Source organism: Haloferula sp. BvORR071, from assembly GCF_000739615.1.
GTDB lineage: Bacteria > Verrucomicrobiota > Verrucomicrobiia > Verrucomicrobiales > Akkermansiaceae > Haloferula.
Genome location: NZ_BATP01000029.1, coordinates 43372 through 57590, shown reverse-complemented (window position 1 = coordinate 57590; position 14219 = coordinate 43372). Strand labels below are relative to the sequence as shown.

At 55.6% G+C, this 14219-nt stretch carries 6 protein-coding genes; 2 read left to right on the top strand and 4 right to left on the bottom strand.

Annotation, left to right across the window (positions count from 1 at the left end; all coding sequences use genetic code 11):
* Positions 1-225 precede the first annotated feature (225 nt).
* Both BV071_RS16180 and BV071_RS16170 read left to right on the top strand, forming a co-directional pair.
* Positions 226-1872, top strand: a complete 1647-nt coding sequence (locus tag BV071_RS16180; protein WP_265594506.1) for a hypothetical protein — start codon at positions 226-228, stop codon at positions 1870-1872.
* A 970-nt stretch (positions 1873-2842) separates the two neighbouring features.
* Positions 2843-8266 carry a DEAD/DEAH box helicase gene (locus BV071_RS16170; protein WP_081886038.1) on the top strand — a complete coding sequence of 1808 codons (5424 nt, stop codon included), beginning with the start codon at positions 2843-2845 and terminating at the stop codon, positions 8264-8266.
* Positions 8267-8463: 197 nt separating this feature from the next.
* Here BV071_RS16170 and BV071_RS16165 read toward each other — a convergent pair whose 3' ends face one another.
* The 4 genes from BV071_RS16165 to BV071_RS16145 form a co-directional block, all read right to left on the bottom strand.
* A complete protein-coding gene (locus tag BV071_RS16165; RefSeq protein ID WP_052573434.1) occupies positions 8464-12591 on the bottom strand; it encodes a HEAT repeat domain-containing protein in 4128 nt (1375 codons plus the stop codon).
* 165 nt (positions 12592-12756) lie between these two features.
* Positions 12757-13485: a uracil-DNA glycosylase family protein gene (locus tag BV071_RS16155; protein ID WP_035609257.1), complete on the bottom strand. Its 729-nt coding sequence runs from the start codon at positions 13483-13485 to the stop codon at positions 12757-12759.
* Positions 13434-13841, bottom strand: coding sequence for a helix-turn-helix transcriptional regulator (locus tag BV071_RS34325; protein ID WP_265594516.1), 408 nt, complete (start codon positions 13839-13841; stop codon positions 13434-13436). Before BV071_RS34325 ends, BV071_RS16155 begins: the two co-directional genes overlap by 52 nt.
* A 64-nt stretch (positions 13842-13905) precedes the next feature.
* Positions 13906-14118 (bottom strand): hypothetical protein, encoded by a 213-nt coding sequence (locus BV071_RS16145; RefSeq protein WP_265594505.1) that lies wholly within the window; start codon positions 14116-14118, stop codon positions 13906-13908.
* Positions 14119-14219: the final 101 nt, after the last annotated feature.

Below are 14219 nucleotides of genomic sequence, written 5' to 3'. Positions count from 1 at the left end.
TATCAGACGCGAAAGGAAATTGCGTTTCCAGAAGTCAAGGCGTGGTTGGTCTCGGCCGACACCACGGTTGTTCGGCCTCCGGTAGCTGACTTTCCCGAATCAGGAAGCGTCTACTTGCATGCCTCGGCCGCAGGAGACGTTCACCCCGAGCCCGACCACTACGGCCTATTCGAGTGCAGGCGCTCGGGCCCGAGCCGACGGACTGCGTGGGAGGTTGCTCGTGCTTTGGAATCACTCTACCAAGTGATTCCTCTAAGGAGCCAGTTGGCGAGGCCTGTGGAACTATACGCGGAACTGGCTCAGAGCCTCGCTCATCCAATTGCAAACGTGTTCCTAGGAACCGGACTTGTGTTTGCTTCGACAAGTGACGGTTGGCTTGTTGGACCATTTACTATCAAAAACAGCCTTCTCGTTCCCACGAATGCTACCATGCGATGGCGTTGTGATGGCAGCGCCGTCATTGAAACCGGCGATCCTTCGCTGCGGTTCCTAGGTTCAAGCCCCCTCGGGGCAGGAAAGAGCTTCCCTCCAACACTAGCAGACGCCGCCAAACGGGTTCTGAAAGTCATCGCGAAACGAGGCAAGTGCAGCTTCCTTTCGCGACCTCATGTTGCCGAACTCTCTGCGGAACTAGCGGAAGTGTCGAATTTGGAGGAGATAGCTTGGTTGACGAGTTCCATTGAGGAGCTTCTTCCCGTTCTCTGCAGCGTCCTTGATTCGAGTGACGAACTCTGGCTTCGATTGTCGGACGAATCCCCACTTGTCCACGCGCTTCAGGATCGGTGGACCAGTTCCCACTCCGAAAAGGTTGGAAAGGCAACAGCCGATCTTGATGCGATTACTCGAAAATTGTCGGATGCGAGGAAGGCGCATGATGAGCTAGTCGCCAAGACAGGTCAGCTCTCTGGAGAGGCCAATAGACTCGGATTGCAAGTTGGGGACCTAAAACGAGAGGCAGAGACAGCGTTCGAGGACGAAGTCGTTCGACTGGCCGCAACTCCGGAGAAGATTGCGATTTTATCCGCGTTGCTTTCCACGTCTCCAGCAAAGGCGTTGGCTCCAGTGTGGCGCAAGATAGCTCCTGAAACACAGACTCAGGTAGACCGCGATGGAAGTGAAGCCTTGAGGCTTATTGGAATCGCCGAACGATCCGCGAATGAGGTTGTCATGATCGCGACCGCAGCCTTCTCGGTGGGACAGGTAGTGTCAATCAAGTCCGGCCTTGGCTCGCTCATCGCTGGGACAGTTCTCGCAGTGGCCGGGCACCCGGCCTACTGGGAGTGCGATGTGCCTGCGGGACTGCTGGATCCACTACCCGAACCTCCGGAATCGTTGACAGGTCGAACCGCAATCCTACTGCACGGTGCTGATAGATCCGACATCAGCTTGGTTACGTCCGGACTTCGCACGACACTTCTTCGCCAGCTTGCGGGTGGCTGTGATCCTATGATCGACACGGTGATCGTGCTCGTATCCGCAGACGGCTTAGTTTCGGGTCAAATTCTCCCGATCGGGCCATGCATTCGAGACGAGCTACTTTCGTATTCAGGGTCCAGAGCTGGGCGAACCAGTGTCAGCGAATCGATCGCGGGAAAACGAATAGGCGGCGATGCCATGAGCATGCCCGAGTTTGAAGGACTGCTTCCGGTCCCCTTGAATGATCTGCCAACCCTTCGTGACCCATTGCTGCTGCGATTGGCGCGGCGATTCTGCAATGCCCTTCAGCAGCTAGCAGGCGATGAAGCGTTAACCCGCGATCTCTTTCTAGCATACTGGCTACTGCCTCGGCTGGAGAGCACAGAAGCGCTTTCGATCATCGAGTCTAGCCCAGAGCTTTCGCGGCGCTATCCAAGTATGAGAACCTTCTCGTGAGCCGTGCATAGCAACTTCATCGAGAGCTTGGATCCTGCGGAGGGAACTCCTTGGCCCTGGGTTGCGGAGACTCTCAGAGCGACGTGTAGTCAACTGTATGCCTTGAGTGGGACGACCGACAAGACCCGTCGGCCTGTGCACTCGAATCAAATCGTCTCCGAATCGCACCATCGGTTGGGAACTTTTCCAGGTATATCCCCCGGCAAAGAGGGGCTGAGGGACATTTTACGGTTCCTCATCAAGTTTCGTGACTTTGCCCACGTTCGTCGTTCCTCTTACGTGCCGCGCGAAACTAGGGTTGTCCAATTTTCTCGAGGGTTCTGTCGAATTGCGGGCGGACTCCCCATGCAGTTTTCTGAATTGGCGGACGAGAGTATTAGCCTCTGCGAAACAGGAACAATCGGACGTGTCGCGCTCTTGAATTCAGCAATCGTAGAGTGTCCCGCCCAACGGGAAGTGTCGATGTCCCACAGATGGTTCGAGATGACGTTGGATGAGAAAATCCGAGACCTTCTCTCGCAATTACGTCCACCGTTCAGGAGGCCGCCCGGCGACATGCTCCATTACAATCCGAATCGGCGGCGGTGTCCCTTTAGGCACCAGAGGTGGGAGTCCCGGTGGCAGAAGGGCGAGTTTTCCGTCGTCCGTAATTGTGGATCTTCGATCTCTTACTTCCTTGTCCGCAACATTGGCTTCCCAGACGAAATGTGGCATGACCTCTCGCCTGAGGACGCGAAGTGCTGGATCATCGTGATGGATCTGGCCGCAGGAGTTCTTCACGCCGTTCCGGAAGATCGGTCAATCGACAGGTTGGTCCTTGAGATGCCTTCTCTCCCTAGCTTTCTCGCAGAGGTAATACTCTCGGCCTCCTCCAAGATCGTGCATCATGGAGCAAGGCGCATTCTTCATATTCCCATCACGTTCATTCCTCTAGTGAGGATGGTGTGGGACAACGCAAGCATCCGACCTTATGAACGAGCAATCGACGATTCAATCGGTGACCCGCGCTTTGGCGGAAGATCTTAAGTCGTATTTGGAGGCCCAGTATCATATCAGGGACGAAACGATGCTTAGGGAGCGGCGAGCTCTCTTGGACGACGGGGATACAATCGCACAAACTCCCTTCCTTGAAGCGACGCCGTCATATCGATTAGCTGACCCATATTCTCTCTTGGGGCTTCCGACTGCGACAACAAAGCTTCTCACCGGAATAGCCGAAATGGGGGCGATCTTTCCCCGTCCTTACCTCCATCAAGCGCAGGCTCTTCAGGAATTCATACTTTCGGGTAAGAACATTCTGGCAGCGACTGGCACCGGCTCGGGCAAGACCGAAATTTTCCTGCTTTCGATCCTAGCTGCCTTGGCGGAGGAATCCAATCTTGGTCCGGCGATCACATCCCGATTTGGGTGCAGGGCCCTAATCTTGTATCCAATGAACGCGTTGGTCTCAGACCAACTCGCTCGGCTTCGTCTGCTTCTGGGAAATCCCGAAGTAGCAGACGAGCTGCGCAAGTTGCGGAGCCGATCCGTTAGATTTGCCATGTATACAAGCAGGACCCCGTTTCCCGGGGTCATGCGAACCGAAAGGAACTACGATCGCGCGAAGAGATTGTTTGACGAGAGGTTCAAGCCAATCCTCAACGAGCCCGATTACCTCCAGCAATTGAAGGCGAGAGGTAAGTGGCCCTCCAAGGATATCGAGAGATTCTTCGGTAAAAAAGGAGAGGAATGGGGAAGAAGGCTCAATACTTCCACTGAGGACGTGGAGTTGCTGATGCGCCATGAAATCCATGATGCTTGTCCTGACATTTTGATCACGAACTACTCGATGCTGGAATACATGCTCGTCCGACCAATTGAACGGCCGATTTTCGAGCAGACCAAACAGTGGCTAGCTTCGGATCCTCGCAATTTCTTCACCATTGTTCTGGATGAGGCACACATGTATCGAGGTGCAACCGGAGCGGAAGTTTCGTTCCTGTTGAGACGCCTGATCCAGCGCCTCGGGATCTCGCGCGAACGGGTCCGATTCATCCTTACAACTGCGAGCGTGGGAGGAGAACTGCAAGACGAGAGCGCAGCGCGGAATTTTGCCTGCGACCTAACGTCGCTTCCGCGGGTTCAGCAGGACGTGTTCAGCTACATCAAGGGCACCCGCGAAGAGGTTCTCAATCCAAGGCCAGCTACGGATGTCGAAGCAGACGCGCTTAGCCCATTTCATGGCTTCGACCCGCGCGAGATTGAAGCTCACGAGGGTCAATATCGAGCCCAACTGTCTGATTTGATGAGAGAGCTAGGTTGCGGTGTGGAGAACTTCGAAGACGTCGCGGATGGACTTTTCCGGTCTCTTTCAAAGTTTGGCCCCGCAGCGCTGCTTTTGGAGGTGGCTACACGCAATGCCCTGCCTCTGGCTGAAGCTGCCAAACGCGTATTTCCCGATACCTCGCCTGATCGGAGGGAAAGCGCATTTGATTCCCTTCTAAGGCTTTGCAATTTTGCTAGAGAGGCGAAAACGAAGAAAGTCTTCCTACCCGCGAGAGTCCATCTGTTCTTTCGAGGGCTGAGTGGCATCTACTCTTGCTGCAATCCCGACTGTAGCTGCCGAAGAGCCACCTCAGAGGCTTCCCTTCTCGGGAGAATGTACTCTGAACCAAAAGTGGTTTGTGCATGCGGAGGCCGGGTTTTTGAAATCCTAACTCATCGCGACTGCGGCGCAGCCTTCATTCGTTGCTACGTGGACGAAGACAATCCTCGCCCGGATTTTGCCTGGCACGAACCAACCTCTCACGTTCTACACGACGCATCGGGCGGCGCGCTCCGCCTCGTTCCAATGCATCTTGCGGTGCTTCCCGGCGAACCGGAATTTGCGGGATGGCAGGTTTGCTGGCTACAAACTTGCTCTGGAAAGCTAGTATGGAGAGACCCCGGAAAGCAGGGCTGGATGAAAGTCTATGCACCCGATGACTCGCATCGAAGAAACTCACAGCTTGGAGGAAAAATATTCGGGATCTGCCCTGCCTGCACGAAGACGACCCAACGATCGCTTAATGAACCAAGCAAGATCATGGATCTTACGACGAAGGGGGAGCAACCGTTCGGCCAACTGGTCAAGCGGCAGCTATTTTCGCAATCGCCCGACAGGTCTAAGGCCGTTAAAACTTTTCCCAATCAGGGCAGAAAGTGTTTGATCTTCTCAGACGGGAGGCAGAAGGCAGCCCGACTGGCAAAATCCCTTCCGGAGGAAGTCGAAGCGGACGCATTCAGGGAACTGCTTGCCTACGCATACACTCTCTTCCCAACGGCGCATGACAGCGTACCACTGACGAAGGCCTACCCCCTGTTCGTCGCTGCATGCGCCCAATCGCATGTCGCTCCATTCTCCGGAGATGACCACGCGCAGTTGGTCAAAGACATCGATCTTTTCCGCAATACTTACGCCGGCGACCTTGATGGTTGGTATGCGGACGGCCCAACAGCATGCCCCGGAGCATTCCTGCAGAACCTCTATCGCCAAACAGCGGGTGGACTATACTCATTGAGATTTATTTGTGCGGGGAGCATTTGGCCGTTAAAGCGGACCATTCGACGCCTTACCCAGGCCTTTCCAAGCATAGCCGAAACAGACTTGGTAGCCCTTGCCCAAATTTGGATACAAGAGCTAGCCAAGGAAGTCGCCATCGACCGCGACCAACTCAGCCGTCCCGACCGAGAGACTATTCAGGGGTTCCGCTCAGGTGCGCATTCTTGGGGCCATGATGGGAGCTTCGCATCAGAGATTCGCGGGACTATTGCAGAACTAGGCTTCGATTTAGACGCTTTGGGAAAGGCCTTTATCGATGTCTACACCGTTCCTGAGGTCGATAGCGGGCGTCACTTCCTCCAGCCAGCCACGCTTTCACTGGTTCTCGATTTAGCGCGCAATTGGTATCGCTGCAGGAAGTGCAAGGCAGAATCGCTACTCAGTCTGCAAAACCGCTGCGTATCATGCGGCTCACCGAACTTGGACGAAGTTGATCCAGCCACTGATCCTTACGTGCAGACGAGGAAGGGATTCTGGCGCAATCCCATTGATTCAGTTCTGAAGGGCAAAAGAAGACCCCGCTTGCTGAGCGCTGAAGAACATACGGCGCAATTGAATCACTCCGACTCGGGAAGCGGGAAAACGATCGTGGAAAACTACGAAATGCGCTTCCAAGACATCCTTTGTCAGACTGAGACGCCGATTGATGTGCTCTCCTGCACGACAACCATGGAGGCGGGGGTCGACATCGGTTCGCTTGAGGCCGTGGGCTTAAGGAATGTCCCACCACAAAGAGAGAACTATCAACAGCGGGCGGGCCGCGCAGGGCGGAGGGGCTCTGCAATTTCGACGGTGGTCGCTTACTGCCAGGGCAGTCCACACGACAACTACTATTTCTCCAATGTTGCCCTAATTGCGTCCGGCAGTCCCCGACAATTGATTGTGAAAGCGGAGAATCCCAAAATTGCGCGGCGCCATGTCCACGCCTTCCTCCTTCAGGAGTTCTTCGGGGGACGATCACAGCAGTCGGCAAACCCTAGTATCCTCAGCAGTCTTGGAGGCCTCGAAGAATTCTACGCGGAAGGAAGTGAACACGGATTCGACGCATTCACGGGTTGGCTCTCTTCCCATCCAGAAGTCTCTTCGTCCGTCCCTCAATGGATCACCTCCTTGCACGGTATTGACGACATTCCTGAATGGTCTTTAGCCACATGTGGGAACTTCGTCCATGCACTTCGTAGTCTTTCCAAAAGGGCAGAGTCGGTAATCGAGCGGGAACAGGGCCTTCCAGAGGACAAGAAAACTGACCTCCTGAAGTTCCTCATGGATGAATCGATTCTGCCGACTTACGCGTTCCCTACTTATCTCTCTGCCTTTCAGGTCGAAGACCTCGGCGGCGACAATCGGGGAGTGGCGATCACCTATCGGCCAACACAGAGCGCCACACGCGCTCTGACAGAATACGCACCAGGTCGCATCATCACGATCGACAAGCGAGACTTTCTCTCTGCTGCTGTTGTCGCAAATGCGACACCAGAGAATCCAACAAGGGCTAGAGCGCTCTTCGACAATCCTCATCGTCGTCCCTATGTGTTTTGTAGTCACGGAAGCTGCTGCTATGTAGAGGACGCGGGAACGAGCGACGCCACCTCTCGGATCGGTGTCCCATGTCCCCTGTGCCACGTCGGGAACCTTAGGGTGATGCAGATGATAAGCCCCGAGGTATATTTGCCCGAGGGCGCCTCACCCATGTCGAAGCTTGATGACGATCCAGACATTACTAGAGCAACACCCGCGCAGTTTCCCGTCCCTATTCATCAGGTTGACGACAAGCGTGATTCAGTCGCGCAACTCTCGGAGAGGATCCGGGTCTTTTGGAAAGAGCAGGCCGAGCTTGTCGTGGTCAATAAAGGAGATCCGGAAGAACAGCGCGGATTCTCCGTTTGCACGGATTGCGGTCTTTCGTCGGTTGTAGGACGGAGCCCCTCTGGTTCACACAGGACGCCTTACCTCGTGCTAGACAAGCAGCGGAGGACTGCTCAACGGAGAGTCTGCCGCGGTCATAGAGAAGAGGTGTTTCTCGGTCACAGGTTCAGCACCGATTTGGCCATTCTGCGCACAGAGATTTCCGCTCCGCTCTGCCAAAGCCCTCACGGCCGGAGCGCTGACTTCCTTGCTCTCCAGAGCGCTCTTCAAACGATTGCCGAGGTTCTTCCATTGGCGGCAGCGAAATTCTTCGATGTGGACCACACTGAATTTAGTTCAGGCTACAGACTGATTAGCCAAGGAACTGCCACCCTGACCCCACTGGCAGCAGAGCTTTATATTTTCGACACACTAGCTGGAGGCGCTGGATACTCCCAACAATTGGGCGACAACATCAAATCGGTGATCGGTGATTGGGTGTTTCAGATTCTATCATGCGATGATCAAAGGGGGAGAGGATGTGATCGATCGTGCTACCGGTGCCTTCGCCACTACCACAATCAATTTGTGCACTCACTGATCGACCGACATTTGGCAAACGATCTCCTCAGGTTTCTTTTGGATGGAACGCCAATTCAAAATCCGAACCCTGAGAGCCAACTTGTCATTCTTGAAGGCCTTGCACAAATGCTGGATTTTGACGGCTTCGAAGTGTGTTTGGGTAAGAAAGTGGGCGGTTCGACAATCCCGCTTGTCGTAAGTGAGGGGGCAAACGAGCTGGGCATCTATGCCTACCACGGTTTGATTTCAAAGAACCACGTTTCCTATTCCACGCCCGCTTTTGAATCGACGATCCCGATGCTGCCACTAAACGAATTCTTTCTCTCGCGGAATCTCCCTGCGTGTTTCCTAGAGGTTAAACAGCAATTGAATCGGAAAATTAACTGACACTCGGAAGGTTGCTTTGATCATCAAAGGCGCAACGCGCTTCCTTACGTGGACCCGTGAATGAGAAAGCGTCCTGTCTGGAAGTGGAAAGGCCTTGTCGGTATTGTTGAGAAAGCAGTCACTGTCGGGCACTGCAAGTAAATCATCAATTGCTGGGGGACCACGTCGTCTTCAAAGCTTGCACCCAGCTCTGCCGATTAGCGGAGGCGCAACGTTGGTATATGCTCGGGATAATGAAGTGTTGGGAGGTCGGCGATGTCGAGGCACCCCTCCAGAAGCTCGGGCCACCTTGAAGCTAAAACCGAGCGCAGTTCTGCTGATTCGGCTTTCTTGGCAAGGCCGCTAATCCAGGCAACGACATCGGCGTGGGCCGACAGGAACTCGTCGAAGCTTCTCTTCGACGGTGAATCGTTTTTCAACAGCCATTCCAACAAAAGGGTGCCCTGCCCATCGGGCGGAAGTTTGAGATTCACTTGCTTAACAACCTCTTCGGAGATCTCGGCCGAGAAGCACTTCACTAACAGCGCGCGGTTTTCGTCGAACTCGGGTTGCTGGGCGGCGAAGATCAAGGCCTCGCTAGCGAGGCAGCCGAGAAGGCAAAGGCTCGCGAGGCAAGGTCCGGCTAATCGATGGTCGGGGGACATCGACCCCTCCCTCAACTTCTCAGGCGCAATCTCCGCCCGTTGCTCCGGGAAACTAAGAAGCTGCCCAAAGAGCCCCCAAGCGGCGGCCATTCGGATCGTGAAGCCCGACTTCCTGAACGCATGCCCATACCATGGATTACTCAATTGGGCGAGGTAGAAGGAGGTAATTGCGGGAGACTGTTCGGAAAGCGAAAGTAGTAGATCATGAGCTACGCCTATATCCTTCTCCTCACCCTCAGCGGGCTTTCCGCAAAGGTCAGCGGCGAGCGTTAATGCCTTGGCGAGGGTGCTTTCATCAAGGGTGCCCAGTTGCCCCAAACTAGTCGCCGCCGTCCTTGCTACTTTAAAGTGGGAGGAATGGGCCGACATGTGGGCTGAGTCATCGTAATTCTGGGGATCCTTACACAATCCTAACAGGACCTCGGCCGCATCGTCCCATTTCTGATTCCCGATTGCTTGCGCGCAGGCCTCCCGCACTGGGCCGCTTTTGTCAGTAGATTTTGACAGGATGCGCTTCTTCTCGTCTGGCGATGCCTTGCTAGCTAAGGCGCTTATCGCATTCTTGCGACAGCGGTAGTCCGTGTCGTCTAGCAGCTTCAGGATTTCGTGGCGCCAACCAGGTTGCCCTGCTCGGTAAATGAGCGATCCGGCATTATTTCGAATTCGCCAGTTGGAGGAGCCCTGAAGACGCGCTAGCGCGCAGGCAGCAGCGGGCTCTTCCAATTGAAGAAGCGAGAGAGCAGCGAGAGCGAGGTGGTCGGGGCCTGTGGTAGCAACAAGTTCAACGAAGGATCTCTCCAGTGGTGCCAAATCCTCGGGGCGAGCCTCGCTACCGGATCTTGCCGATCGAATACAACACTTGACCCCAGGCAACTGATCATCTGCGAAGAGACCAAGTCCCGGGCTAGTGTCCGGATCCTGCCATCGCTTCTCATCGAGCACCGCTTCCAAAATCTCCAGTTTGCGGAATAGGGAGAGTTCGCTCAAAGAATCTCGGAAATACCCAGCGACACCTTTCTCAGAAACCAGCTTCTCCAATGCACAGATCAGATCCCCGAGATGCTCCACCGGCGCGGACTTGAAGTATTCACACAACAAGGCCGCCCTAGATGGATTTGGAGAAAGAGAAAGGGCTCTCCAAAAGGGACGTGGATCGGCACTCTTGCAAAGGTCCCTCAAAGCGATGATCTCATCCAGGGGGGCACTTGGTTCAATCGCCGCATGCCAAGCCCAATGCAATCTCTCGCACGCCGGGTGCTCGACGATCCACTGGTATCCTTCAGCCTCGCGTCTCCGGGATACCAGAAGATGCAGTGCGTTCGACGCGTGCCAGCCCCGTTCATCGGGCTCGAGGATCCGGGCCGCCCAGGCGGCGTCGATTTCCTCCTGATCTGCCTGACGAGTCAGCTCTATGTCGTTCTCACTCGGTTCGGATTCTCGGGGGATTCCGTCGAGAGCCGCAGAGATTAGTTCATCGTAGTGTGGCTCCGGCCCGCGCAGGGCTGCAGGAATAAAGAGATCCAACTCAATCTCTCGACCGTATTTCAAACTGTCGACCAACGAGGCTTGGAAAACGTCGGAAAAGTCCCATTTGAAGCGACCAAAAAATTCACACAGCTCGTCTGCCTTGATGTAGCAGTGACTCAACTCGGTCAGGTATTCGGAGACGAAGAGCTTGGCGCAATCCCGTGCTTGTGGAGACGCAGCAATCGCACTGATCGTCGCCTCGTCGACGGAAGGAGCGGTCCATTCCTCGACACCTGGAAAGTCCGTGGGAGCAACAGGTGCGAGCAACTTGAGGATCAATGTTACCGGATCGGTTGCGGTAGAGAACCTGACTAGATCGGAAAAGGCATGGCGCCAGCCGGGGTGGTCTGACAGAACACGCTCCAGGAAAGAGGAATTCAGGATGTTTTGGGCGGCTGCTGGCGGTCGCAGTTGGCGCAGCCTGATTAGCTTGGCGATGGCTTCGATTTCACCCGCTTCCCCTTTTTCAGCCAAAGCCGTCAGCCGAGCGGTTATAATTTTTTTCGGGATGGAAGAGTCGTGCTCAAGCAGACTTTCAAGGCCTTGCAGGAGAGATGGGTGGAGGGAATACTGTTTGTCGACCATCGAAAGGCGGCCGGACTTCCGGAGCCAATTGAAGAGCTCGATTGGATCGCACTCGTCCTTGTAACCTCCAAGAATCACCTCATCGCCCGCTTGCTCGACCAACTCAGGTGTGATCCTGCCCCTAGTCATGAGAAGCGTCCAAAGTAGAACGCCGCTGGCAATCCCTGATTTTTCTCGGCCGATGATCTCCTGAGCGAAGACTTCCGCGATAGCTACGACCTTGCTTTGTTCGATCAAGCGGCTGACGTTCGTATCGGATTGCTTTAGGCGGAGAAGGCTGTGGGCGAAGGTTTTCAAGGCCAGCGGTTCGCCCAGTGCTGAGACGATTTTATCTCCTTCACGTTCTACCAATTCGCGCTGCCAACTTGCGCCGGCTCGCGTGTATTCCTTAAGGATCTCCCTCCGAGCCTCCGCCCGATAATCGGTCACAGAAAGGTCGACAGCGATATTGGTAAGGATATCGGGGATCTTGGTGGTGTATGCGCTGTTGAGCATTGTCGTTCGCGACACAATCAGGAAGCGCTTCTCCGGGCTGGCATCGTGAAGCAACTTCGGTAGCTCTCCTGCCCAAAGCTTGGCCTTTTCCTCCAATTGGTAGTGTCCCCAAGGGTCATCGAAAACGAACAGGTGCCGACCCGGCGCGCCTAGAGCAGTTCGAATCGCATGGTATCCATCATCCGCATTGTGGATTTCGAATGGATGTGAGTCGGTGCGGTGGCGGTGCTGGAGAAGCTCGCCTATAAACGTCTTGCCGGTTCCTGGGGACCCTTGGACAAGCACCGCGCCGGCGGCCAGTTTTGCATCGATTAAATCGAAGTTTTCGGGAGGAATGAAGCCTTCAATAGGCGGAGGAAATCCCCCGAACCTAACTAGTGTCGCCTTGAGTGACTCGAGTGTCCATGCCGCGCCTATTTGTCGCAAGAGCCTCCGCCTGACTTCGCGACCTAGGTCCTCAAGACAAGCCTCAAGTCGCGACGGCGGGACGTGTCCATGCTGGCTTAGGACCTCCTTGATCTCCAATTTCAGACGTTCTGGGGTCATCTGGCTCAGCGCGCCGATCCTCTGAACCAAGCTCACAGAGTAGGCCGCAGGCTCGTCCGGAACTAGGGTCGCGGCTGACAGTTGGCCAATTTCAGTGATGTCGAATCGGGCTACTTGGGCGCCCATTTGGGCGTTCGTCACAAAGAGAAATTGAGACTCGGTATTCTCCTCGAGCCGAGCCAGTGGACTCGGTCTCTTACCGGAGTTTTCCACATTAGACAGGGTGGAATTTGAGTCAATTCGCAGCACGCCCTTGAAAGAGCTGGCGGTCCATTGATCGCTCTTCCATTTGACCTGAACATCAAGCCGCTTCAAACCTAGCTGTGCTCCGACTGTAGAGGTCGCCTCATCCGGATCGGTGTCTAAGTGAGCTTCGACGTCTTCGCTTGAGGCGGGTTCGACTTCGATCGAAACGCAATTTCTCGATTGAACCATCAGCTTGAGTGCCAGCCAAACGGTCACCAGAATCTGGTAGTCGTAGCCGCGATAGCCGACAGTACCACCGGTTTGAGAATCATTCGTGCTCATGTCTGGGGCTCCTGATCCGAGAGGCCGAGGAGTTAGGGCCGGACTTTAAATTGCATCATGCTCGGAGCAAGCAGGGTATGAGGCAAGATCGACGCGGAATCGTCAACGACGCGGCGAATTTGCCCACCGGGCGGGCGATTGCTGTCCATCGACGCTCCGCCAGTATTAGGTCCAAGCCCCGAGGGTGATCAACTGCTCCTGGGCCTTGCTCGCCCATCCTCGGTTGGCGATGGGCGAAGCCGGTGACGGATGGATGATGGTGCCAATCTTTGTTCCCGGAGAGGCCACCCGCTGAAGGCACCCTTCTGCATACTTGCCCACACCGATGGCCCACTCGGGACGCACTAGATCGAGGACTTTCGCCAAGTGGCTGCCGCAAACCTCATCCAAGGCAGCCTGTTCGGACGCGGGCAACTTGTCCGGCGTCCGGTTGCGACTGCTTTCTTCCATGAAGACGAGAGGGCAATAGTTCACCACGAGGTGGTCGGCAAAGAAGGCGTCCGCCGTACCGAAGCGATCGGCAAACAGCCCCCACAGTCGACGACCACTGACCTCGGATTTCGTGCAGGCAAAGCCCTCGACAGGCCGCTTCGGATGTTCATGCGGAGGTTTGCCGACCGCCGTTGAGATTCCCATCCAATCGCGCACGGCCGGGATCTCGCCGAAGGGGACGCCGATTTGAGCCATGCCCCACGGCCCGGGATTCATACCCAAGAAGATGATCTTCTTGCGAGAGTCTCCGAACTTTTCGAGGTAGGTGCGGTGGGCGTCCCACGCATAGCCGAGTGGATTGTAGACGTGTGTCACCGGCTCGCTGAAGGAGAGCGCGTCCACATCGTCTCTCAGCTTTTCCGCCGCTTCGATGAGCTTCTTCGAGATAGTTCCGGCGGGCATGGTCGGGGTGGTGAATGGAGATTCAGAGCGAACTGCGCGAGCTTCTGATAGGTTCGCCGGGCGGGTTGATAACGGCCCTCTCTGAGGTTGACCAGCGTGTCGGTGCAGAGGCCGGTTTCGTCCGCGAGATGCTGGATGGTGATGCCCGAATGGTCGAGGAGCCGGCCCAGAAGTCGGGGAGCGTCGAAGCGATCGATGTCGGGCTCGTATCCCAAAAAGGCCGCGATGCGAGGGAGCTTCTTGGGCTTGGGTTCCATTGTCCCGAGCTCCCAATCCCGCAAGGTATCCTCGGAAACACCGATGTCGGCTGCGGTCCTTTTTTGTGTCCAACCTAGCTCCAGTCGGCGCCTTCGGATGTGCTCGCCGTGGGTTCCGGGATTCCCCCAGAACGCGGGAGTTGTTGGATTAGAAGCGATTAGCTCAATTTTGCAAAAAGGGAACGTAACTACCCGGATTCATCCCCAGGAAGACCACCCGCTTCGGACTGCTGCCGAAGCGCCGCAGATACTCCTCATGCGGCTCCCGCGCATAGTCCAGCGGCAGATAGGTGTAGCTCGCCTTCGTGAAGACCAGCGGCCGCAAGCGCTCGGCCAGCTTGCGGGAAGAAACAATCAGCGGGGAAAGATCGGACACGCCCCGACTCAAGCCGCCCCCCGCCATCCGATCAACCCCAAGCCATCCCCGCAGCCCGCCTCATCCCCCCACACCCACCTGCCCTTCATCCGTGAAAATCC